Source organism: Streptomyces sp. CA189 (assembly GCF_056428985.1).
In genome coordinates, this window is record NZ_JBWJVM010000020.1 from 1 (window position 1) to 24,250 (window position 24,250).

Sequence of the window (24,250 nt, forward strand, 5' to 3'; positions counted from 1 at the left end):
ACGGCATCGCACCCTCCTCGATCCACAACAAGCCGTCCGCTGCCTGCCCCTACCCCGCCCCGGTCATGCCCCGCACACGAAGAAGCCCCTGCTCATCGAACAGGGACTCCCTTTGCCACAACGCACTAATCCAGGCGGGGTTGGACGCACTGATCACCGGAATCGAGAGTCCCTCGCTCGCCATGCTGGCAGGCCTCCTGCGGAGCGAAGAGCCCGAAGCCCCGGAGCTTTTCGACCACGTGCTGGAGGAGCTGGGATTACTCTTCCGCCCGCCTGCCGACCCCACGGCTGCAAAGTGGGCCATGGCCCACTGGATCGCTGGTCAGATTGCAGACGGATCCATCGATCCTGCCGCTGGCACGTATCTCATCTGGACGGACGTCGCCTACGGCCTCCGCTATCCCGAAGACCTCGAACCACTCCTCCACTGCGCGCACAATTTGGACGGCTGGGAGGAGAGCTGGGGCATCTCCATTGAGGAACTCAACAGGGAAGCGGTCGAGGCCGCGAAGCAGTTCCTGAGTACGCGGCCAGTGGGAGTGCCGAAGCGCTGATAGTCGGCCGACGGATTGTGGGCGCGTCACGTCTGAACCGGCGGAGACGATGGAGCGGGTTCGCGCCTGCGCTCAAGTTGCCTGACCACACCGTCCTGGCCCTCCGCGATCCGGGACTGTAGGCGACGGGAGTCCGCTTCCAGCTCGGTGTTCCTGAGCGTGAGGATCTGGATCTGGTTCGCGTACGCCGTGACGGTCGATCGCAGCTCCCGGACCTCGGCGGCCTTGTCGCTGCGGAGCTCCTGCAGGGCCTTCTTCAGCTTGGCGATCTCCTGCTTGAGTTCGTCGGCCTCGGGCCGCTTGGCCTGCGGGGCGCCGAGGACTTCCTTGATCGCCGCTGAGACAGGTGAGCGGTAGTACGAGGCTCGGGAGACGCTGGCCTCGGCGCAGATGTTCACCGCTGACGTGCGGCCGTCGGTGATCTCGGGGCGGCCGAGCATGAGCTGCTCGAAGGCGCGCATGATCTTGTGGTCGATGTCGGTCAGGCCGGGGTTCTCCCGGGCCAGGCAGGCGAAGGCCGTGCGGACGGCTTGAAGGGTCTCGTCGGTGGAGTCGGTCATCGGCGTTTTTCCTCGTGGTTGATCTCCGCGATCAGGCGGGTGAGTGTGGCCAGGTGTTCGGTGATGGCGAGCTGCTGGAGTCGCGGTAGGCCGGTGGTGTCGGTGAATTCGGCTCGGGCCATGTCGTGCGCCCGTTCCAGGCGGGGAAGGTGGACGGCGGAGCGACGCGAGTTGGGGCAGCGCATGCACATGTCGAGCATGGGTACGGGGCGCCTCAGGGGCTTGGCGCGCTTGCGGCATACGGCCGTCGCTGCCTGGTAGAAGCAGTCGTTGAGTACGCCTGGGTGCAGGGTCTTTGTCAGGTGGTGCAGCAGCGTCCGGAGTCGGGATGTACTGGCCACGACACCGGGCAGGTCACCGAGTTCGCTGCGGATGCGGTCGAACTCGGCCTCGATGCGCTGAGCGGCGCCGCCGGCGGAGCGTCCGCCCTCGTTCCAGTCGTGGTAGAGGTCCTCGACGTAGTCGAGTTTGGCGACGGCCTCCTCGGCGGCGACCTCGTCGGCGAAGCCGGAGGCGGAGGTTCCCGCGTATCCCTCGAACATGGTGATCGCGGCATGTTTGTACTGGCGGGCACCCGCGACCACCCCGAAGGGCTGGTGGGCGATGTGCCAGGCGAGGGTGCGCCGGAACTGCCTGGTGTCGAAGGCCCAGGGAAGCGCCGTGGGCTCTGGCGCGTCTTCCTCGACCTCGTCTTCCTCGTCCGGGGAGTGTGTGTCCGGGGAAGTCGTCGTCAGCGGGATGTAGAGCTCATCCGCCGTGCTGAAGAGCTCGTTGAGGTGGTAGCGGAAGGCTCTGATGCGCCGGGGCATGTTGCTGAGGAGTACGTACCCGTTGCGGCCGCCGCCGTCGTAGCCGAAGAGGTGGCCGGGGTCGTCGTTGATCTCCCTGAGAACGGCTACGGCCCGGTGTACGACGTCGAGGACCACCCACTCGGCTTCGTCCCCGCTGAGCTTGCGGTCCTTCCCCTTGTAGACCCGTCCACGGAGTTTGTACCGGGGACGCCCGTCGGCTCCGGTTTCGGTGGCGGCACAGTCGCGGTCCAGCTCACGAACCTCTGCGTCCCGCATTCCCGACAGATAGGCGATCACGATCCAGCACGCCGTTCGTAGGAACGACAGCTCGTTGGCCAACGTGAAGGGGCTGAGCCGCGGGCGCCACGGCCTGCCGGTGGCCGGCCACTCGGACATCAGGGTGTCCAGGCCACCCTCCTCGTAGCCGATGTCCTCGCCGGCCCCGGCTATCAGCGGTCGCAGGTGTGCGGCCTTGCCGCAGCCGGTCAGGAGGGAGATGAGACGGTGGTTTGGGCTCTGCGGCACGCCGTCGACGGTGACGGAGTCGGGCACGGTGTGCGCGGTCTCGCGGGGGAGCGCGGGGATGCCACGCCCGGCCGCGCGGCGCTCGGTGATGAAGGCCAGAACCCGTTCGCGCGCCTGGCCGGGGCCGAGGTCCTGGCCCTTGCGTGCTGCTTCGAGCGCGGCGACCTCCCGCTGGGCGGTGAGGATGTCGCCACTGGCCTTCTCCACGTAGAAGACTGCGGCCCGCAGCAGCGGCGCGAGGGTCTCCTCGGGGATGCGCGGGGTGACGTTCTCTCCCCTGACCCGCTGCATCCCGGCGACGCCGTAGGCGCTGCGGCCGTTCCAGGGGAGGACGTCCAGCCGGTCCTGGGACAGGAACGGCCCGTGCGCCGCCAGGTGTTTGAGAAGCGTGATGTTACGGACGGCATTGCCCGGCCTGGGCTTCCATCTCGTCAGCACGGCGTCCAGGTGCGTGCGGCCGACGGCGGACAACCGTGGGGCACCCACCTCCCGCAGGTCCTTCATCACGGCGATGAAGACGCGCAGCTCCCCGGCTGCTGCCGTGGCCTTCAAAGGGCTGAGGCCCAGGGAGCCACGGTGGAGGCGGGAGGCGACGTACTCCTTCGCTGTGCGCCGTGTCACCGGATCGCCGATCTGCGTGAAGTCGAGCCGCCACGTCCGCCAGGTGCGGGGCAGCACGCACCGCAGATCCCAGACGTCCTCGGCCATGAGCGGGCCTCGGCTCGGCAGGCCCCGCGTGAGCCGCTCCGGGAGCACGTACTCCGAGGCCGAGGACAGGTTGTGATCACCGGTTCGCGGCTTGGGGACGGCAGTCATGCGATGACCTCCAGGAACGACGGGGGCAGCAGCAGTCGATCGCCACCGGCTTCGGCGATGGCCTGCGCCATGGCGATCTGGCGCGTGCTGAAGCGGGCGCCGACACCGTGGACGACTCGGTTCCACGCGAGACCGAACCGCGCGGTCCACTCAGCGGCGGGATACTCCTCGCGCTGTCGTTCCAGGAAGTCCAGGAAGGACAGCAGACTCGGCAGGTGGCGGCTGGTGAACACCGCGTTCGGGCACTCCAGGCACCCCCAGGCCGGGACGGGGCAGGCAGTCCCGGGCTTGTGCGCGAACGGCGAGGCGAAGAAGTCTCGGCAGGAGGCGAGCCATACGTCCTGCTCGCCGGAGAGCGCCGACTCGATCTCCCGCGCGGTCAGCGCGGCCTGGCCGTCGTCGAGCCGGGCGCCGTCGTCCGACAGCACTACCGGTGGGGCCAGCGCCGCGCCCAGCGCCTGCTCAAGGCCCGCCTCCACCGCCTGCTCGTGGGTCTCTTGGTGGGCGTCGATGTCCGCGTAGTGCTTCGCGGCGACCGGCCGGGTGTGGCCGGAGGTGAAGTCCTCAAGAACTCCGCCGGCCAGCAGGTACTGACGGGACTTGACGGTCTTGCGCACCCGCCGCAGGTCGAGGGCGACCGGCCTGCCGTCGCGGTCGGCGAGGTGGTCGAGGCCACGCTCGGACATCCACTGCCGGGTCACGGCCGACCAGCCGTGCGGACCATCAAAGGGCGCACGAGCTTGTCCATGACCGCCGACGTCGCACCACAGTGCGTCCCTGCCGATCAGCTCACGGGTGCGTTTCGTCAGGCGCAGAGCCAGCCGGATCACGCCGCCGGGGAAGCGCAGGGAGCCGCCATCGGAGACCCTGATCGTCTTGTGAGTGGAGCCCGCGGCACGCTTCTTGACGTAGGCGACGCTGACGTAGCCGCGTGCAGGACTGGCCAGGCAGTCGGACCGTAGCTGTCGAATGCACTCCGGTTCCATCCCGGTCTGGCAGGCCAGCAGTACGAGGAAGGGCACCAAGTCCCGGGGAGTGAGGTGGAGGCGACCGTTGAGTTCCTTCCTGCCGCCCCAGGGACGCAGGAGCTTGTACGAGACATCGTCGGCGGTCAGCGGGCCGTGGTTCAGGATGTGCCACAGGACGTTCTCCAGCCGGTCCCATCCGTACTGATGAGGGTCGCGGCCCGTGGAGGCCAGTCTCTCGCCTTCGAGGATCCGGTCTCGGATCCGGGCGACATCGTCTCGGGCCGCGTCCTCCAAGGCGTCGAGCACCGGGAACGGATAGGCGTCGAGCGGTTTCGTTGCCCGGTTGGCCGATGCCGAGGTGAATCCCAAGCGAGCATGGAACAAGGTGTCGAAGGCGTCGGGGTGTGCGTCGTGCACCAGCTTCAGCAGCCGCACGAGGTACGTCATGGCCAGGTACGGCTCCTTGCTCGTCTCCCCGTACTGGGCGATCAGACGCAGCTCGAACGCATCCAGGAGGTCGGGCTCCAGGTCGCCCAGGCGTAGATCGGCGGCGGATTCGGGGAGAGCCGCAGCCGTGAACTCGACGAACTCCCGGACGCGTTTGACGACGTAGCGGACGCCGTTGCGGTCACGCAGCGTGCCGGGATCACTGATGACTTCGGCGAGGGCGGTGGCGAGGGCACGAGTGAGACGCGGACATGGAAGTCCGGACAGGTCGATGTGTTCGGGGCTCCCGTTCAGATCCACAGTGAAGACCACTGGGCCGATCGACGGGACGGGGTCTGCTGCGGCAGGGTTGTCGACAGCGGTGGGGAAGCGGACGCGGCGCGGGCTCACCGGTCCTCCTCCGCGTCCAGGCGGACCTGTTCGAGGGCGGCGGCCTGTTCGTCCCAGTCGCCCAGAGCCGCCAGCACGATCTCCTGGGCCTCGTCCAGCACGTCCAGATACGTGTAGACCGTCGCCTCGTGACGGTGGCCGAGCAGCAGTTGCAGTTTGCGCAAGGGGTTGCCGATGAGCAGTCGTTTCACCTCCGCGTGCGTGAACCGGCGGTCCTCCCGCATGCCGAGCGCCCGGACGGTCTGTCGCAGCAGCAGGCCCAACATGTGAACCGCGAAGGAGTGCCGCAGGGTGTGCGGGTGGACGTCGAAGTCCAGTCCGAATTCCGCGCACCGCTCGTTCGCCCGCCGGAAGACCGACTGCCAGGTGCTGCTCCGCAGTGGCAGCCCGGTCTCTCCCAGCCACAGCCACAGGGGGCCGTCCGCGACTCCCTGAGCGTCGACCCGCATGAGCCGTGCCCGGTCCGCTGTGCCGATCCGTGAGTACGACCAGGTGGTGCCGCCCTCGATCGCCAAGGCGTGGCGGTTCGCCCGGCGCACCGGCAGCCGGTCCGTACGCGCCTCGTACACGCCCTGGACACGCCGCCGCTGCACCAGCTCGTCGCGCTCGATACCGACGTAGTGGTGCAGGTCGCGGACAACCCGGGGGCGTGCGTACACCGTCCGCGCCTTGTTGCGCTTCGCCACCGCGGCCGGGACGGTGATGTCGCCGATCACGCGTCTGCCGGTGACCGGCGGCAGTTCCGTCGTCAGCAGGCTGGCCGCCTCGCCCAGGCGCATGCCCGTGCAGATCAGGAGATCGGCGAAGAGGGCATTGCGTTCGCTGTTGCGCCCCTGCCACTTGGCGTCCGGTGAGCCGTTCGGCAGCAGCCCCTGGAGGCCGACGTCGCGCCAGAGCATGAAGTCCTCGTGGGACAGGAATCTGATCGGCTGCTGGGGCACGTCGGGCTCGGCGTCCGCGTTGACCCGTACCCGCTTCGGTCCCTGTGGGGACACCACGGTCTTGTCGACGTACCGGAACGGCTCTGCAGACAGCAGTTCCTCGTACAGCGACCACTGCACCCATTTGTCGAGTGCGGCGATGGAGCGGTTCCAGGTCGCCGCGGACACCTTGCCCGGACCGGCGCCGTGCAGCCGTACGGCCTTGTACGCACGGAGGTCAGCACCGTCCGTGTCCCAGATGGACTTGCCACCCCGGGACTCGTGAAGGAACCGGCAGTAGAGCATGACGTCGGTGCTGTAGGCGATCCGGCTGTTCTCCGCTCGCACGCCCCAGCTCTCCAGGTCGCGTAGGAAGCGGTTCAGATGGAAGTCATAACTGCCGTCCGGGCCGAGGATGAAGGGCCTGCCATCGTCAGCGCCGGCTCGTCGGAGTACGGAGTCCCCATCGAAGGGGAGCGAGTCGGCGGGCGATGCTCCGCCTGCCGTCCTGTGCAGCAGCACCGTCGCTTCCGAACCGGCACCGGCTTCTTCTGGGTTCGTCGTGCGCAAGTCGCCCTCCCCGTGTGAGACAAGCTGTACGCACACATAACGGGGAGGTCGGTGAGACAGTTGCGGGTGCCGACATAAACGATCCGCTGAACCTCCTCGCGGTCGACGCGGCGGCCAACCGGAAGAAGGGGGACGGTGACGCGGCCACCTGGCTGCCGCCCGACCGCGGGTACCGCTGCCGCTACGTCGCCGCCCAGATCGCGGTCAAGCGGAAGTACGGTCTGTGGGTCACGGCCGGTGAGCGCGACGCGATGAAGCGGGTGTTGACCGGCTGCCCCGAGGAGCGCCTGCCCACCGGGGGCAATCCCACCCGCCCGCCGGAGCGGCTGCGCTGACCACCCCTGGGCCGGGTCCCGGGCCGCCCGTCGGGCCGACCCTGGACCACCCCCTGCATCAGGCCGTGCATCAGGCCCTGGATCAGGCCTTCTTCCAGTCTTGGCAGTCGACGGTCTTGAAGAAGCCGTCACCGGCGGCGATCGTCACGACGGCCTGGCCCTCGGGGTTCTCGTTGGCGATGATCGTCTCGACGCTGCCGGACGCGTCCTTGGTGCGCTCCCAGTAGCAGCCGGAGCCGTCGTCGGTGGAGCCGGCGGACTTGTAGGTGCCCGGGGCGACGTCGACGCCGACCTTGAGCATGCCGGCCTTGCCGGAGATCTCGGCCTTCGGGGTGCCGGCGGCCTTCGGGTCCACGAGCTCCCAGCCCTTGCAGCCCTCGGTCTTGAAGATCTTGTCGGTGGCGGCGATGGCCGCGTACGTGGAGCCGACGGCGTTGTCGTTGTCGATGATCGAGTCGGTTTCGCCCTTGGAGTCCTTGGCGCGCTCCCAGTAGCAGTTGTCGTTGGCCGTGTTGCCCGTCGAGCGGTAGAGGCCCGGCTGGACGTCGGAGCCGATCTGGAAGGTGCCGCTGCCCTTGATGGCCGACTTCGCCTTGCCCGCGTCGGGGGCCGGGGCGCTGCTCGCCGGTGCCGGCTTCGAGGCGGCCGCGTCGGCGCCCTTGTCGGCGGTGGTGTCGGTGCCGCCGCACGCGGTGAGCGTCGCGAGGGCGAGGGCCGCGCCGCAGCCCGCCAGGACCTTGTTGCGGGTGGTTCGGGCGGTCCAACTGGTGTGCGTGGTGTGGGACATGGGTGTGTGGCTCCTGCCTGATCTGACGTCCTGTTCGGTGCGATCATCACAGCAGAGCCTGTGAACCGAGTCAACGAGTTTCTGGGGGATTGTTAAATTCACGCTGTGAATGGGTCTCTCCTCTTTGCAGCGGTATGCTCGCGCACATGCCGGAGCAGAAGCCCCCCACCGAGGCCCCCGCCACCCCCACCCCCACGCCCACGCCCACGCCCACGAACGCCCCTGTCGCCGAAGCCGCCGAAGCCGCCGAAGCCGCCGAAGTCGCCACCCCCGAAGTCACCGCCGCCGAGATCGCCCGCCTCGCGGGCGTCGGCCGCGCCGCCGTGAGCAACTGGCGCCGCCGCCACGCCGATTTCCCCCGCCCCGTCGGCGGCACCGAGACCAGCCCCTCCTTCGCGCTGGCGGACGTCACCGACTGGCTCCGGGCCCAGGGCAAGCTCGCCGAAGTCCCGCTGCGCGAACGCGTCTGGCAGTACGTCGCCGCCCACCCCGGCGGCTCCGTGGCCGCGCTCGTCAAGGCCGGGAGCGCGCTGCTGCTCGTACGGGACCGGCCCATGGAGTGGCTGGAGGCCTCGGCCGTCTCCGACGAGCGGATGGCCATCCTGCTGGCGCCCGCCGTCGACCGGGTGCTCGCCCTGCGGTTCGGGCCCGCGCACCCGCTCGGAGTCACCGGCGCCCTGCAGCCCGCCGCCGTGCCCTTCCTGCGGGCCGCCGCCGAGCTCGCCGCCGAACTCGGCACCAGGGGAGCCTTCGAGTTCCTGCTCGGCCGCCACCTCGAAGCCAACCCCCGCCAGTACACGCTCACTCCGGACGGCCTCGCCACCCTCATGGCCGCCCTCGCCGGACCCCCCGCCGGCGCGAGCAGCGGAGCGGCCGGCGCCGCGCCCTTCACGGTCCTGGACCCGGCCTGCGGCACCGGCACCCTGCTGCGGGCCGTCCCCGGAGCCACCACCCGCTACGCGCAGGACAGTTCCCCCGAGCTCGCCTCCCTCGCCGCCCTGCGCCTCGCCCTTCAGTCGGACGCCCCGGTCCGCGCGGCCGCCGCCGACAGCCTGCGCGCCGACGCCTTCGGGCGCCCCGCCGCCGAACCGGTCGACGCCGTCCTCTGCCACCCGCCGTTCAACGAACGCAACTGGGGCCACGAGGAGCTGGCCTACGACCCGCGCTGGGAGTACGGGCTGCCGGCCCGCGCCGAATCCGAACTCGCCTGGGTCCAGCACGCCCTGTCCCACCTGCGCGAGGGCGGCACCGCCGTCCTGCTCATGCCGCCCGCCGCCGCCGCCCGCCGCTCCGGCCGCCGCATCCGGGCCGACCTGCTGCGCCGGGGCGCGCTGCGGGCCGTCGTCGCCCTCCCGGCCGGCGCCGCACCGCCGTACGGGATCCCGCTGCACCTGTGGGTGCTGCGCAGGCCCGCCCCGCACGCGGCCCCCCCCGCCGGGCTGCTCCTCGTGGACACCGCCGCACTCGCCGACGGGCCCGGACCGGGGCCGGGGCGGGCCGGCTGGGCCGCCGTGCACAGCGCGGTGGAGGAGGCCTGGACGGCGTACGAGCGCGGCGGCCCGGCCCCGGACGTCCCGGGCGTGCGCCGCGTGGTGCCCGTCGTGGACCTGCTCGACGACGACGTGGACCTGACCCCGGCCCGCCACCTGCCGCCGCCCGCCGCGGGCGGCGGCGTGGCCGAGCTGGCCGCCGTACGGGACCGGCTGGACTCGACGCTGACCCGCGCGGCCCGGCTCACCCCGCCGGCCCCACCCACCGCCTCCCCGGACCGGCCCGCCGCGCCGCCGGCCCGGCCGCCGCTGACCACCATCGGCGAACTCTCCCGCGCCGGAGCCCTGCTCCTGTACACCGGCACCGGCAGCGGCGAGGGCCGGGCCCCCGTCCTCACCGAGTACGACGTGAGCGCCGGCACCGGACCCTCCGGCACCCTGGCCGCCGGCGCGGAGCAGCCGCTGCTCACCGCTCCCGGCGACGTGGTCGTCCCCCTCACCGGAGGCGCGGGCGTGGCCCGCGTGGTCGACGCGGCCACCGCCGGCGCGGCGCTCGGCCGGGGCCTGCAGCTCCTGCGGCCCGACCCGGACGCGCTGGACCCCTGGTTCCTGGCCGGCTTCCTGCGCGCCACCGCCAACAACCGCCGCGCCAGCAGCCACGCCTCCACCACGACCCGGCTCGACGTGCGCCGCCTCGAACTGCCCCGGCTGCCGCGGACCGAGCAGGAGGTCTACGGGGCGCGGTTCCGGGCGCTCGCCGAGTTCGAGGACGCGCTGCGGCTGGCCGCCCGGCTCGGGGAGCAGCTCGTACAGGGGCTGTACGACGGGCTGTCGGACGGTACGGTCCGGCCGGAATGAGCGCGCGGGCCGGGGTGGCGGCCCCGGCCGGGCTGCGACCGTACAACGGTTGAGCGCATCCCCTCACTCCCGGCCGGGAACGCTGTATACGCTCAGACCCGGAATCCTCCGCACTTCTCAGTCCTTTCTCCGCCCTTCCTCCGCACGGCCCGTCAGGAGCAGCGATGCACGGCCCCGGCACCCCGCCGCCCCACGGTCACCAGCCCAGCACCGGGAGCGTGGTGACGCTCCGCGTGCTGTTCGCGCTGCTCCCCGTCCTGAGCTGCGGACTCCTCGCCTGGGGGACGATGCTGCGGCTCGCGCTGGTCACCCGCCGGCGCAGGGACTGGTGGCTGATGGGCGCGTCCGTGGTCACCGAGTTCTTCTGGGTGCTGCTGAGCGGGCTCGACCCGACCCCCGACAACAGCGGCTGGCAGGCCAACGTCGGTGCCTCCCTCACGATCCTCACCGGCTTGAGCGTCACCGCGTACTTCCTCGCGGCCGACATCCGTCACCACGCGGTGGGCAGGGCGGGGCAGCCCGCCGCCTGGTATCCGCCGCCGCCCGCGCCGTACGTACCGCCGCAGCAGCAGCCGCGGGCTCCCGCGTACGGCTACCCGCCCGCCCCCCAGCAGGCCCCCGAGCCCGAGCCCGCCCCGACGCCGCCCCCGCGCATCGGTCAGGTCCGCGCGGAACTCGACGAGCTCAGCGAGCTCCTGCGCCAGCAGCAGCAGCAACCGCCGCACCACGAGGGCCCCCGCACGTGACGGACCGGCTCATCGGCGACCGCTACCAGCTCGCCACCATCCTCGGCCAGGGCGGCATGGGCCAGGTCTGGACGGCGTACGACCGGCGCCTGGACCGCCGCGTCGCGGTCAAACTGCTGCGCCCCGACAAGGTGGCCGGCCCCGGCTCCGTCGCCGAGGAGCTGCGCCGCCGCTTCGTGCGCGAATGCCGGGTCACCGCGCAGGTGGACCACCCCGGGCTGGTCACCGTGCACGACGCCGGCAGCGACGGCGACGAGCTGTACCTCGTCATGCAGTACGTCGAGGGCGCCGACCTCGCCGACCACCTCGCCGAGCACGATCCGTACCCGTGGCCGTGGGCGGTCTCGGTGATCGCCCAACTGTGCTCGGTGCTGTCGGCCGTGCACGCGGTGCCGATCGTCCACCGGGACCTCAAGCCGCGGAACGTCATGGTCCGCCCCGACGGGACCGTACTGGTCCTGGACCTCGGTGTCGCCTCCGTGATGGACACCGACACCACCCGCCTCACCAGCACCGGTTCACCGATCGGCAGCCCCGCGTACATGGCCCCCGAACAGGCCATGGGCGGGGCCGTCGGCCCGCACACCGACCTCTACGCGCTCGGCGTGGTCCTGTACGAGCTGCTGTCCGGCAACGTTCCCTTCGCCGGCTCCACGGCGCTCGGGGTGCTCCACCGGCACCTGTACGAACCCCCGCTCCCGGTGCGCCAGTTGCGCCCCGAGGTCCCGCAGCAGCTGGAAGCCGTACTCCTGAACCTGCTGGCCAAGGACCCGCAGGACCGGCCCGCCTCCGCGCAGGCGGTGTACGCGTCCCTCGCGCCCCTGCTGCCCCACCACGGCTCGGGCGCCCCCACCGGCCCCCTCGACCCGACCCGCCCCTTCCTGCGCCCGCAGGCCCCCTGGCCCGACCGCGCCACCGTGATCCCGCCCCGGCCGGCCACCCCGCCCGCACGGCCGCGGCCGGACGTCCCGGCGGCCGTGGAGGAGGCCAAGAAGCTCCTGGACCAGGGCATGCTCACCCAGGCGGTGGACATCCTCGGCGGCATCCTCCCGGCGGCGGCCGAACAGCACGGCGCGCACTCGCCGGTGGTCCGCTCCCTGCGCAAGCAGTACGCGGCCACGCTGATGGACGACGGCCAGTACCGCCGCGCCCTGCCCGAACTGCGCCGGCTCGCCGAGGAGTTCCCGGCGGGCGACCCGCAGTCCCTGCGCTTCCGCTACGACGCGGCCCAGTGCCTGGAGCAGCTCGGCGAACCGGCCGCGGCCCTGGCGGAGTACCGGGCGCTGCTGCCGCTCTTCGAGAACCACTACGCGAACCCGGACCCGGGCCTCCCGCTGGAGGTCCGCCGCCGCATAGCGCACCTGCTGCTCTCCCTCGGCGACCGCCCGGCGGCCCACGACACCCTGGTCCGCCTCCTCTTCGACGCGGATCGCCTCCACGGGCCGGCGCACCCCTTCTCGGCGGAGGTCCGGCGGACCCTCCAGTGGCTGGGCCAGGTGCGCTGACGGAGCGGGGCTCCGCGATCACGGACCCGGGAACGGGGGCCTTCGGACGGCGGTGTACCGTACGGCGTCCCGTCCCCATCCGTACGCGCCAATGCGCTCCCGAGAGGTAGTCGATCGTGAAGGAGACCGCCGCCACCGCGGCCGTCCAGAGTGCGGCCCCGCCGCGGGAAAGGACCCTGCCCGGGATCCTTCCCAGGGCCCTGCTGGCCGCCGTACCGGTGCTGAGCCTCGGGGTTCTCGGCGCGGTGCCCTCGCTGGTCATCGCCTGGCGTCGGGGTGCGCGCACCGACTGGCTCGCCGCGCTCCTCTTCGGCTGCGCGACCGTCGCCTGGTGGTTCCAGATAGCGCTCACGCCGGAGGAGACCCACGGCTGGCAGTTCGGGGCCGACCTGCTGCTGCTGTTCCTCGCCACGGCGGGCGCCGCGCTGCACAGCCTGTTCGCCAAGCGCCTGTTCGCCAGGAGAGTGGCGGCGGAGTCGCGATGAAGACACGACGTACGTGGAGGAAGCGGGCGGACCACCCGGAATCCGGCAGCGGGACGCTCCGCGTCCGGGTGCCGGCCGCGCTGGCCGCGGTGAGCGGGGTGCTGCGCGGCCGCAGGGGATGGACGCTGGGCGGCGCGGCCGTGCTGGCGCTCGCCCTGGTGGGCGTGTGGGTGTTCGCCGGCGGCGGGCAGGACGGCCCGCCCGACCCGAGGGCGCGCCAGTACAAGGAGTTCGACGCCTGTCTGCTGACGGACGAGAAGGGCATCGTGACCGGCGCGCCCGCCGCTCCGGTGTGGGAGGGCATGCAGACGGCCTCGCTGGAGACCCGTGCGCGCGTCACGTACGTCCCGGTCGTCGGGGAGCCGTCGGCCGCCGACGCCCGGCCGTTCTTCAACAGCCTGATGCAGCGCAAGTGCGATGTGGTGCTGGCCGTCGGCGCTTCCCAGGTGGAGGCCGCGCAGGCGGGGGCGAAGGACCATCCCAAGGCGCGCTTCGTCGTGGTGGACGGTTCGGGGGCGGCCGGGAACGTCACGGTGGTCAAGTCCGGGGACGGGCTCAAGGATGCCGTGGCGGAGGCCGTCCGGCAGGCCGTCAAGGCGTCGGGCACATAGGCGTATAGACGTATGGGCGCATAACGGTCAAGCGACGCTCTCGTGCAGCGGGTAAAGGTGAGGTAAAACCACCGACCCCGCCTCGTGCGCGTGTTCGGTGATCGGGCAGTCTCGCGAAGCTTTTATCGGTTTCGCCTAAGCAAAGGCTCGCCCATGCCTGTTCGTAGGGTTCGTAGCTCGCGCCTCTTCCCACCGGGTCGTGCCGGTAGGCGAAGAGCGAGAGCCACCGCTCTTTCCGTCCTGATTTCCTTCTCCTGCATGCTCACCACCGAGACCGCGGCTGCCAGTGGCGTCACGCTTCCGGCGCTGAGCATGCCCCGATTCTCCCTGTCCGGCCTGATGGGCTGGGCCGGCACGTCCCCGCTGGACACACCGGACCAGCAGGGCGGCACCGCCCGCGGCAAGGGCCACAAGGCCTCCGCCGACGACACCAGCGCCGAAGGCGGCGCCGGCCGCCAGCCCGGCAAGGGCAAGGGCGAACTCGCTCCGTACGAGCGGTTCACCGACGAGCCCGGCACGGCCACGACCGGCACGGCCAAGGGAACGGCCAAGAGCTTCGACGCCCGGACCAGCAAGCGGGACGCCAAGAAGTCCACGGCCACGTCGGACCACTACGTCAACGCCGACGGCTCCACGACCGTCCGCCACTTCTCCGGCCGCAGCAACTTCAAGGACGCCGACGGCACCTGGAAGCAGATCGACACCGCGCTGGTCGCGGACAAGGACGGCCGGCTCCAGGAGCGCGCCAACTCGCTCGACGTCGAGTTCGCCCCGAACGCCGCCGACCAGCAGCTCGCCTCCATCGACTTCGGCTCCGGCCGCTCCCTCGCGTACGGGCTGAGCGGCGCCGCGAAGGCCACGCCCACCGTGGCGGACAACGGCACCGTGACCTATGCCGGAGCCCTGCCCGACACGGACGTGCAGCTGGTGCCGCTCAGCGAGGGCTTCAAGGAGAACCTCGTCCTGCGGTCCCCGAAGGCGGCGAACTCCTGGACCTTCCTCCTGGACACCAAGGGACTGACGCCGCGGATCGCGGCCGACGGCGACGTGGAGTTCACCGCCGCCGACGGCAAGGTGACCGCCACCATCCCGCACGCGTTCATGGAGGATTCCAAGATCGATCCGCGCTCCGGCGACGCAGCCCAGTCCCGGGCCGTCACCTACGAGCTGATCGAGGTGGACGGCAAGCCGGCCCTGCGGATGACCGCGGACCGCGCCTGGCTGGACGCCCCCGAGCGGGTCTACCCGGTGACCGTCGACCCGACCGTCACCGCCAGCAACTCCACGTACACCCAGAACACGATCTCCGGTGACCACTCCACCGAGAACCAGATCAAGGTCGGCTCGTACGACTCCGGCACCAACAAGGCGAACTCCTTCCTGCAGTTCTCCTCGCTGGGCAGCACGCTCGCCGGGCAGCGGGTCACCGCCGCCACGCTGAACGTGTACGCGCTCTGGTCCTCGACCTGCACCGCGTCGTCGTTCTCCGTCAACCACATCACGCAGTCGTGGACGCCCTCCGGCGTCACGAGCTACCCGGGCCCGAGCTACGGCACGGCCATCGGGTCGGCCACGCCCGCGCCCGGTGCCTCCTGCAGCAACACCACCGGCGCCACCACCGTCGGCGTGAAGATGCCGGTGCCGCTCCAGACCGCCTGGTTCGACCAGGTGGCACTCGGCGGCGCCAACCACGGCCTGGCGCTGACCGCGCCGACCGGCGACGCCCTGCACTGGAAGAAGTTCCACTCCGACAACTCGGCGACCGCCGGCTGGCGGCCCGCCCTGGAACTGACCTACTCGCCCAACACCAAGCCGCAGGTCGACGCCCAGTACCCGCCGGAGAACTTCCAGGCGCACACCCTCCAGCCGGAGCTGCTCGTCAACGCGAGCGACGCCGACAACTGGCCCGGGGCGCTGACGTACTCCTTCGAGGTGTACGACGCCGACAGCACCAGCACGACCGCCGTCGCCACGTCCGGCATGACGGCCGACCGTGGGTGGAAGATCCCGGCGGGCAAGCTCAGCTGGAGCAAGAACTACAACTGGTACGTGAGCGTCACCGACGGATACGACTCGGTGATGTACTCGGCGAGCCGCTTCTCCACCGCGGTGCCGCAGCCGCCCGTCACCTCGCGCCTGGCCCAGAACAACGACGGCCACGAGTTCGACCCGTCGGACGGCAACTACACCACCGACGACACCGACGCGGACGTACCCGTCGTCGGCCCGTCCCTCCAGATCGACCGCTCGTACAACAGCATCGACCCGCGGATCGACAGCGCCTTCGGCGCCGGCTGGTCCACGGTCGTCGACATGAAGGCGGTCGAGACCAAGGACGGCGCCGGTACGGTCACCAGCGTCGCGATCACCTACCCGGGCGGTGAGCAGGTCGCCTTCGGCCGCAACACCGACGGGAGCTTCGTGCCCCCGCTGGGCCGCTACGCCCGCCTGGAAACGGTCAGCGGCGGCTACAAGCTGACCGACAAGGACTTCACGGCCTACTCCTTCACGCAGGCGACCGCGAAGACCGGCGTCTACGCGATCTCCGGCATCGTGGACTTCGCGGGCCGCGGCGAGACGTTCACCTACAACGCCTCCAAGCAGCTGACGAAGATCACCAACACCACGGCCGGCCGCTCGCTCGGGCTGACCTGGGCCACCCCGGCCGGAGCCACCGTCCCGCACGTGGCGACTGTGTACACCGACCCGTCGGTGCTGATCGACCCGAGCAGCGCCCAGACCTGGCAGTACACCTACACCGGCGACCAGCTCGCCACGGTGTGCCCGCCCGCGGACCCGTCCAAGTGCACGCAGTACACGTACGCCACCGGCAACCACCACCGCACCACGGTGCTGGACGCCGACCCGTACGCGTACTGGCGGCTCGGCGAGGCCTCGGGCGCGACCGTCACCAAGGACACGGTCGACACCAACCAGGGCAAGTACAACGCCCTGTACCGCAACGTGACCCTGGGCAGCGCCGGTCTGCTGGCCGGCTCGACCCAGAAGACGGCCACCTTCAACGGCACGACCTCGTACGTCGAGATGCCGAGCGCCCCCGGCGCGACGCCCTCGTACACGACGATCTCGCTGTGGTTCAAGACCACCCAGGCCGGCGGCGTCCTCTTCTACTACGGTGACAAGCCGCTGAGCATCACCGACCCGGTTCCCAACACCTTGTACAACACCCCGGCGCTCTACGTGGGCACCGACGGCAAGCTGCGCGGCTGCCTGGCCACCGGCTCCTGCGGCACGACGATCACCTCGGCCGCCTCCGTCAACGACGGACAGTGGCACCAGGCGACCCTCACCGGTGCGGGCACCACCCAGACCCTTTACCTGGACGGCGTCGCGCAGGGCTCCAAGACCGGCCAGATCAAGGACTGGAACACCCCGTACATCGCACTGGGCGCGGGCGTGAACAACCGCGGCTGGCCCGCGATGAACGCGAACGACCAGCTCGGCCACTTCTCCGGCCAACTGGCCGAGGCCGCGATCTACACCGAACCGCTCACCCCCGACGTCATCGCGGCCCAGTACCAGGCCGCCAAGCGGTCCGCCGGTCTGCTGCAGAAGATCACCACCCCGGGCGGCAAGACCCAGGCGTCGGTCACCTACGGCACCACCGACGACCTGGTCCAGCAGGCCACCGACGGCAACGGCGGCACCTGGAAGCTCAACCCGGCCACCGTCACCGGCTCCTCGCAGGTCTACCGCTCGGCCGTGATGGGCTCCGCCCCCGGCGGCTACTGGCGGCTGGACGACACGCAGGGCGCGGCGCAGGCGGCCAACGAGCTGCACACCGGATTCGGCACGTACAACTCCGTCACGCAGGGCGTGGCGGGACCGTTCGGCGCCGGTGACGTGAGCGCGGCCCAGTTCAACGGGACCAGCTCCTTCGTGGAGGTGCCCTACGGGCCGCTGCACACGAAGGCGGACCGCTCGGTCGAGCTGTGGTTCAAGACCACCAAGCCCGGCGTCATCATGAGCGACCAGTCCAAGGCACCGAACGACCCGGCCGGCGTCAGCGGCGACTGGAGCGACCTGCTCTACGTCGGAGCCGACAACAAGCTGCGCGGCCACTGGTGGAGCACCACCTGCAACGGCAACGCGGACGTCGCCTCCAAGGCGACCGTCACCGACAACGCCTGGCACCACGCGGTCCTCTCGGCCACCGGCACCACGCAGACGCTCTACCTCGACGGCGCCAAGCAGGCCACCTGCACCGGCGCCCCGGACGACCAGCGCACGACCCGGACCTTCATCGGCGCGGGCTTCAGCAAGTGGTTCAGCTCCCCGGGCGACGTCAGCTACTTCAACGGCTCCATCGCCGAGGTCGCCGTCCACGCCAAGGGCCTGAGCGACGCCGAGGTCGGCCAGCACTGGTCCGCGTACAAGGCGTCCTCCGGTGTCGCCCCGGTGCGCACGGTCACGCTCACCGACCCCACCAACAAGACGCTGACGTACGTGTACGACGCCGAGCTGGGCAACCGCATGCTCGCGACGGTCGGCACCGACGGCAAGCGGACCACCTACGGCTACGACACGTCCGGCTTCCTGCACACCGTGACCGACGCCAACGGCAACCGCAGCGTCACCGGCCACGACATCCGCGGCAACACGGTCTCCCAGACCGTCTGCCAGGACACCGCCGCCAACAAGTGCTCCACGGCGTACTACAGCTACTACCCGGACGCCACCACGGCGTTCCCGCCGATGGACCTGCGCAACGACCTGCTCCTCACCGAGCGCGACGGCCGTTCCGCGAGCCCCACGGACAACACCTATCTCACCAGCTACACCTACGACACGGGCGGCAAGCTCACCGCGGTGACCACACCGCCGGTGCCCGGCTTCCCGAACGGCCGCACCGCCAGCACCACCTACACCACGGCCACCACCCCGGCGGCCGAGGGCGGCACCGCCGTGACCCCGGCCGGCCTGGTCAACCAGGTCACGACGGCCGGCGGCAAGAAGACCGCGTACAGCTACTTCGCCAACGGTGACCTCGCGGAGATCACCGACGCCAACGGCGCCAAGGCGAAGGTCACGTACGACAACCTGGGCCGGCAGCTGACCCGGACCGAGATATCCGACGCCAACCCGGCCGGACTCGTCACGTCCCAGACGTACGACAAGAACGACCAGGTCCTCACCGAGACCGGCCCGGCGATCACCAACCGGGTCACCGGCGCGGTGCACCAGGCCAGGACCACCACCGGGTTCGACGCGGACGGCAACATCCTGTCCCAGACGGTCTCGGACGTGACCGGCGGCGACGCCGCGCGCACGACGACCATGACGTACGACCCGTACAACCGCCTCGCGGGCCGCACCGACCCGGGCGGCGACACCACGTCGTTCGAGTACGACGGCTACGGCAACAAGGTCAAGGAGACCGACCCCGCGGGGAACGTCAACACCTACACCTTCGACGGCGAGAACCGCCCGCTCACCACCAGCCTCCTGAACCACACCGGCGACCCGCACAACCCGTCGTCACCGGCCACCCTGGTCCAGGAGTCGCGGGCCTACGACCCCGCCGGCCGCCTCGCGTCGATCACCGACTCGATGGGCTGGGTGACGGCGTACACCTACACCGACGACGGCCTGTCGGCCACCGTGGTCCGCAAGGACCCGCAGAACGGCAAGTCCTTCACGCAGCAGGCCAACACCTACGACGCCGCCGGAAACCTCATCCAGCAGGTGACCAACGACGGCAAGACCACGACCACCTTCACGGTGGACGCGGCCGACCGCACGACGAAGTCGGTACTGGACCCGGCCGGGCTCGCCCGGACGACGACGGTCTCCTACGACCCGGACGACAACGTCGTCTCGGAATCGGAGAAGGACCCGGCGACGGGTGACGTCTCCACGGCGGACACCCGTTACGACCAGCTCGGCAACGTCACGGGCAAGACCGTCCACGACGGCACGACGGCCCCCGTGGCCCGCTTCAAGCTGGACGAGACGACGGGAACCACCTCCGCCGACTCCTCGGGCGGCAACAGCACCGTCACCCGCGGCACCGGGATGCGCGCGAGCACCGACCGGGGCGGCAGCGCGGTCCTCGACGGCGACGCCAACTCCTACGGGCGCACGACGGGCCCGGTCGTCAACACCGCCGGCAGCTTCACGGTGTCGACGTGGGCGAAGCTCGACGACCTCACGATCAACCGCACCGTGCTCGCGCAGGACGGCAAGTCGGCGTACGGCTTCGCGCTGTACTTCTCCACCACCGCCGGTTGGACCTGCGCGCTACCGACGCAGGACGTCCAGCCCAACACCCTGGTGCGGGCCGTGTCGGGCATCGGCGGGGCGACCGCCGGTACCTGGACCCACCTCACGTGCGTCTACGACCAGGAAGCGGGCAAGATCCGCCTCTACGTCAACGGCACGCTCGCGCAGGAAGACCCCTTCACGTCGGCCTGGGAGGCCACCGGCCCGCTCCAGATCGGCCGTCACAAGACCGCGTCGAGCTACGGAGGCAACTTCAAGGGCGGCATCGACGACGTCCAGGTCTACGGCGAGGCACTGACCGCGGCGCAGATCGCCGGGGTCAAGGACGGCACGCTCCCGGCAGCGGGCAGCTCCGTCCGCACCAACACCTGGAGGCTGGACCAGCGGGGTCTGCCGCTGTCGGTGACCAATGCCAACGGCGCGACCACCGACTACGGCTACGACGAAGCGGGCCAGCAGACGACGGTCACCGAGCCGACCGTCAGCACGGAACAGAACGGCGGGACCCCGGTCTCCGTCCGTCCCGTGTCGATGACCGGCTACAACACCTTCGGCGAGCCGACCGAGTCCTCCGACCCGCTCGGCAACGTCGTGGTCACCGCGTACGACGCCGAGGGCCAGGAGTCCTCGACGACGATGCCGAACTACACCGCGCCGGGTGCGTCGACCCCGATCACCGCCACGAGCTGGAACGAGTACAACAAGCTCGGCCAGGTCACGGCGGAGATCGACACGCTCGGTGCCCGCAGGACCTACACGTACACCCAGCTCGGTGATCTGGCCTCGGTCACGGACCCGGGCGGCGGTACGACGAAGTACGTCTACGACACCAACGGCGACCAATTGTCGGCCACCCGGCCGAATGGCGCCCGCGAAGAGACCACCTGGGACTACCTGGAACGTCCGCTCACCAGTACGGACATCGTGCGCCAGCCGACGCAGCGCGCGTTCACGGCGATCAACGAGTACGACGCTCCGGGCGGCAACCTGTCCCGGACGGTGAGCCCGACCGGAATCACACAGTCCTACAAGTACAACAACGTGGGCGAGGTCACCGAGGTGACCGACTCTGCGGGCAGCAAATCCAACTTCACCTACAACATGGACGGCCAGGTCCTCACCGCGACGGACCCGGACGGCACCAGCACCAAGAACACGTACGACGGGTTCGGTCAGCCCACCACCACGAGTGACCTGGACACGAACGGAACGGTGCTGCGCAGCAGCAGCTCCGCGTACGACCGGTCGGGCAACCCGGTGTCTCTCACCGACGCCCGGGGACACACCACCACCTTCACTAACGATGCGACCGGCTTGATCACCAAGGCGGTCCAGCCGGTCTCGGCGACCGAGTCGATCACCACGACCTTCGGCTACGACGCGGCGGGCAACCGGACGCGCTTCACCGACGGCCGGGGCAACCCCTTCCTGACGACCTACAACACGTGGGGGATGCCGGAATCGGTCATCGAGCCCTCCACCCCGACCCACCCGAACGTGGCGGACCGCACCTTCACCACGGTGTACGACGGTGCGGGCCGGCCCAAGGAGCAGCGCTCCCCGGGTGGTGTGGTCGCCACCAATGAGTACGACGTCAAGGGCCGGCTGATCACCCAGTCCGGTACGGGCGCGGAAGTCTCCACGATCTCCCGCACCTACGACTACGACGCCGACGACCGGATCACGGCCGTCGCGGGCACGGATACCGACAAGAACACCTTCGCCTACGACGACCGCGGTCTGCTGATGTCCGCGGCAGGACCCTCGGGTGCCTCCTCCTTCGCCTGGAACGGCGACGGGGCGATGACTTCGAGGACTGACGCCTCCGGCACGTCGAGCTTCGGCTACGACACCGCCGGCCGGCTGAAGACGGTCAACGACGGTGCCACGGGCAGCACGCTGACCTACGGCTACAACGTCAACAGCGACGTCACGTTGATCGACTACGGCGCCGGCAAGGCGAAGCGCTCGTACACGTACGACGCCCTGCAGCGGGTCACGAACGACAAGCTGACCTCGCCCTCGGGCGCGCAGCTGTCGTCCATCACCTACGGCTGGGACGAGAACGGCAACGAGACGTCGAAGACGACGGCCGGTCTCGCGGGTTCGTCCGCGAACACCTACACGTACGACTGGGCGAACCGGCTGTCCTCCTGGAACAACGGAACCACGACGGAGGTCTACGGCTACGACGGGGCGGGCAACCGCACGCGCGTCGGCGGTGACACGTACACCTACGACGCCCGCAACCGCCTCACCTCGGACGGACGCAGTTCGTACGCGTACACCACGCGCGGCACGATGAGCTCGGTCACGGACGAGGGCGGCAAGACGACCTCGATCAAGGCCGACGCCTTCAACCGGGTGATCAACGAGGGTGACCGTACGTACGCGTACGACGGCCTGGACCGGGTGCTGAGCGCGAGCACCCCGAGCTCGGGTCAGCTGTTCTCGTTCCAGTACAGCGGCACCGGCAATGACGTTGCATCGGACGGCTTGGCGACCTACAGCCGTGACACGGACGGGTCGCTGGTCGGAATCAAGACGGGGGTGTCGTCGGTCCTGGCACTGACGGACCTCCACACCGATGTGGTGGGGCAGTTCACCGACACGGGCGAGGCACTGGCCGGTTCGACGACGTACTCGCCGTTCGGCAAGGTCGTCTCGACCCAGGGCATGGTCGGTCAGCTGGGCTACCAGTCGGGCTGGACCGATCCCGAGACGGCCAAGGTCAACATGGCCGCGCGGTGGTACTCGCCGCAGACCGGCCAGTTCAACAGCCGTGACACGGTCGCACAGAACCCGCTCCCGGCTTCGGTGACCGCGAACAGCTACGCGTACGCCAACGCCAACCCGATGACCGTCACCGACCCGACGGGTCACTGGGGTGACTGGTTCAAGAAGATCGCCAAGAAGGTCACGCAGAAGGTCACGCACACCGTCTCGACTGCCTGGCACGCGACGGTCGCGACCGTCCATAAGGCCGCCGTGGTGGTCAAGCAGGCCGCACGGCAGGTCAAGCAGGCCGTCAAGAAGACCGTGTACCGGACGTACCGGGCGGTCAAGAAGACCGTGCGCTGGGTCAACGACAGCGTCAAGAAGGTCAAGAGATACGTCAAACGGACCTACAAGGCCGTAAAGAAGGTCGCCCACAAGGTCGTCAAGCACGTAAAGAAGCAGGTCCGCAAGGTCGCCAAGGCTGCCAAGCACGTGGCGAAGAAGGTGGTCAAGGCAGCCAGGAAGGTCGGCAAGGCCGTCAAGAAGGCAGCCAAGGCCACAGCCAACTTCGTCAAGCAGCACGCCTCGACCATCGCCGCGGTGGCGGTCGGTGTAGCGGTCTTCGCGGGATGCACGGCCATCACGGCCGGCGTTGGCGCGATCGGCTGCGCCGCCCTCGCGGGCGCGGCGGCCAACGGCGTCGGCTACATGATGAGCGACGGCCCCAAGACGCTGGGCGGGTTCGCCATGGCGGTCGGCGTGGGAGCCGTGACCGGTGTCATCGGCGGCGTGGCGGGCGGCTTCGCCGCCGGCGCGGCCGGGAGCCTGCTCAGGGGCACTGCCGGCCGGATCCTCTCCGAAGGGGCCAGAGGCGCGACGGAAGGCGCAGCCACCGGCGCAGTCGTATACGGGACCTCCTGCATCAACAGCCCTGAGGGCTGCAGCGTCGGCGGTGCGGCCAAGGCCACAGCGGTCGGTGCGGCGATGGGCGGCATCTTCGGGGCGGCGGGAAGCGCACGCGGCCCGAAGTCGAAGCCTAAGGCGGGTCCGGAGGCGGATGGCCCGAGTACCTGCAGCGTGCGGACCCCGCACAGCTTCACCGGCACGACAGTCGTCCTGCTGGCTAACGGTTCGACGAAGCCGATCGCGGAGGTCAAGGCCGGGGACCACGTCCTCACGGCCGAACCCGGCAAGAAGGAGAAGGAGAAGCACCGGGTCAAGGAAGTGATCGTCACCAAGTCCGACCGTGACTACGTCGATGTCGTCGTAGCCACGAAGGACGGTCCGAAGACGATCCAGACCACCAAGCACCACCAGTTCTACGAGGCCATGCAGAACGCCTGGACCCAGGCCGGCGACCTCAAGCCCGGCCAGCAGCTCCAGAACGGCGACGGCGAGCTGACCGCCATCGTCGAGGTCAAGTCCTACACCGCGGAACGCGTCACCTACGACCTGAGCGTCGAGGGCCTGCACACATACCATGTGCTGGCGGGCGCGACCCCAGTCCTCGTCCACAACTGTGGAAACCTCGACAAGGACTATGATGTCGCTGAGGGGCACGCAAGGGATCATGTGGGTCTGTCGGATCAGGCCCTGATAGACAGGGCGCCTACTCTCTTGAATGGAAAGGCGTCGAGCCTGACGCCAGGAACTGCGCAGGCAAGCATTGATGCTGTGATTTCTGGAGTGAACCTAACTCGGTGGGCTACTACGAATCGTCGCGGTGCTGAAAGAAAGCTCAGTAAAACGTTCGCCAATCCTATTGGTCGAGTTGCTGACAAGCATGGGAATGTCTCGGATGCATATAGCCTGAATGTAGTCATCAGGCGCATAGACGGAGGCACTGACGGCCACAAGGGCTCATGGATCGTATATACGGTCACAGCCTCGTAGGTGCACCACCCGATGTGTGCGACGCTGGCCCCTTCGAG

General features: G+C 70.0%; 12 protein-coding genes and 1 pseudogene. 8 read left to right on the plus strand and 5 right to left on the minus strand.

The features are described 5' to 3' along the window. The first annotated feature begins 65 nt into the window (after positions 1-65). Positions 66-554, plus strand: a complete 489-nt coding sequence (locus tag AC061S_RS17595) for a hypothetical protein (RefSeq protein ID WP_478686964.1) — start codon at positions 66-68, stop codon at positions 552-554. A 26-nt stretch (positions 555-580) separates the two neighbouring features. Here AC061S_RS17595 and AC061S_RS17600 read toward each other — a convergent pair whose 3' ends face one another. The 4 genes from AC061S_RS17600 to AC061S_RS17615 are packed head-to-tail and all read right to left on the minus strand — an operon-like array spanning position 581 to position 6,541. Continuing rightward, positions 581-1,114: a hypothetical protein gene (locus tag AC061S_RS17600; RefSeq protein WP_478686891.1), complete on the minus strand. Its 534-nt coding sequence runs from the start codon at positions 1,112-1,114 to the stop codon at positions 581-583. Next, positions 1,111-3,246, minus strand: coding sequence for a hypothetical protein (locus AC061S_RS17605; protein WP_478686892.1), 2,136 nt, complete (start codon positions 3,244-3,246; stop codon positions 1,111-1,113). The genes AC061S_RS17600 and AC061S_RS17605 overlap by 4 nt, the downstream gene beginning before the upstream one ends. Beyond that, positions 3,243-5,051, minus strand: a complete 1,809-nt coding sequence (locus tag AC061S_RS17610; RefSeq protein ID WP_478686893.1) for a hypothetical protein — start codon at positions 5,049-5,051, stop codon at positions 3,243-3,245. Before AC061S_RS17610 ends, AC061S_RS17605 begins: the two co-directional genes overlap by 4 nt. Then, positions 5,048-6,541, minus strand: coding sequence for a tyrosine-type recombinase/integrase (locus AC061S_RS17615; protein ID WP_478686894.1), 1,494 nt, complete (start codon positions 6,539-6,541; stop codon positions 5,048-5,050). The genes AC061S_RS17610 and AC061S_RS17615 overlap by 4 nt, the downstream gene beginning before the upstream one ends. Positions 6,542-6,618: 77 nt before the next feature. Between AC061S_RS17615 and AC061S_RS17620 the strand changes: the two are divergent. After that, positions 6,619-6,876, plus strand: a pseudogene (locus tag AC061S_RS17620) (HNH endonuclease family protein); the annotation flags it as partial. 82 nt (positions 6,877-6,958) lie between these two features. Here the strand turns inward: AC061S_RS17620 and AC061S_RS17625 are convergent. After that, positions 6,959-7,663 (minus strand): hypothetical protein, encoded by a 705-nt coding sequence (locus AC061S_RS17625; protein WP_478686895.1) that lies wholly within the window; start codon positions 7,661-7,663, stop codon positions 6,959-6,961. A gap of 146 nt (positions 7,664-7,809) precedes the next feature. Here AC061S_RS17625 and AC061S_RS17630 point away from each other — a divergent pair, with 146 nt between their 5' ends. The 6 genes from AC061S_RS17630 to AC061S_RS17655 all read left to right on the plus strand — a co-directional run bounded on the left by AC061S_RS17630 (position 7,810) and on the right by AC061S_RS17655 (position 24,212). After that, positions 7,810-10,011, plus strand: a complete 2,202-nt coding sequence (locus AC061S_RS17630) for an N-6 DNA methylase (protein ID WP_478686896.1) — start codon at positions 7,810-7,812, stop codon at positions 10,009-10,011. Positions 10,012-10,175: 164 nt separating this feature from the next. Then, the gene (locus AC061S_RS17635; RefSeq protein ID WP_478686897.1) at positions 10,176-10,757 is read left to right on the plus strand and encodes a hypothetical protein; all 582 of its coding nucleotides are present in this window, start codon (positions 10,176-10,178) and stop codon (positions 10,755-10,757) included. Further along, complete coding sequence (locus AC061S_RS17640; RefSeq protein WP_478686898.1) at positions 10,754-12,262, plus strand: protein kinase domain-containing protein; 1,509 nt, start codon at positions 10,754-10,756, stop codon at positions 12,260-12,262. The genes AC061S_RS17635 and AC061S_RS17640 overlap by 4 nt, the downstream gene beginning before the upstream one ends. Before the next feature lie 116 nt (positions 12,263-12,378). Then, the gene (locus tag AC061S_RS17645; RefSeq protein ID WP_478686899.1) at positions 12,379-12,747 is read left to right on the plus strand and encodes a hypothetical protein; all 369 of its coding nucleotides are present in this window, start codon (positions 12,379-12,381) and stop codon (positions 12,745-12,747) included. After that, the gene (locus tag AC061S_RS17650; protein WP_478686900.1) at positions 12,744-13,358 is read left to right on the plus strand and encodes a BMP family ABC transporter substrate-binding protein; all 615 of its coding nucleotides are present in this window, start codon (positions 12,744-12,746) and stop codon (positions 13,356-13,358) included. Before AC061S_RS17645 ends, AC061S_RS17650 begins: the two co-directional genes overlap by 4 nt. 258 nt (positions 13,359-13,616) lie before the next feature. Beyond that, complete coding sequence (locus AC061S_RS17655; RefSeq protein ID WP_478686901.1) at positions 13,617-24,212, plus strand: LamG-like jellyroll fold domain-containing protein; 10,596 nt, start codon at positions 13,617-13,619, stop codon at positions 24,210-24,212. Positions 24,213-24,250 lie beyond the last annotated feature (38 nt).

Coding starts and splice junctions, on each gene's coding strand:
- AC061S_RS17635 (WP_478686897.1), top strand. CDS start 10,176: ATGCACGGCCCCGGCACCCCGCCGCCCCACGGTCACCAGCCCAGCACC.
- AC061S_RS17625 (WP_478686895.1), bottom strand. CDS start 7,663: ATGTCCCACACCACGCACACCAGTTGGACCGCCCGAACCACCCGCAAC.
- AC061S_RS17595 (WP_478686964.1), top strand. CDS start 66: ATGCCCCGCACACGAAGAAGCCCCTGCTCATCGAACAGGGACTCCCTT.
- AC061S_RS17600 (WP_478686891.1), bottom strand. CDS start 1,114: ATGACCGACTCCACCGACGAGACCCTTCAAGCCGTCCGCACGGCCTTC.
- AC061S_RS17655 (WP_478686901.1), top strand. CDS start 13,617: ATGCTCACCACCGAGACCGCGGCTGCCAGTGGCGTCACGCTTCCGGCG.
- AC061S_RS17605 (WP_478686892.1), bottom strand. CDS start 3,246: ATGACTGCCGTCCCCAAGCCGCGAACCGGTGATCACAACCTGTCCTCG.
- AC061S_RS17650 (WP_478686900.1), top strand. CDS start 12,744: ATGAAGACACGACGTACGTGGAGGAAGCGGGCGGACCACCCGGAATCC.
- AC061S_RS17630 (WP_478686896.1), top strand. CDS start 7,810: ATGCCGGAGCAGAAGCCCCCCACCGAGGCCCCCGCCACCCCCACCCCC.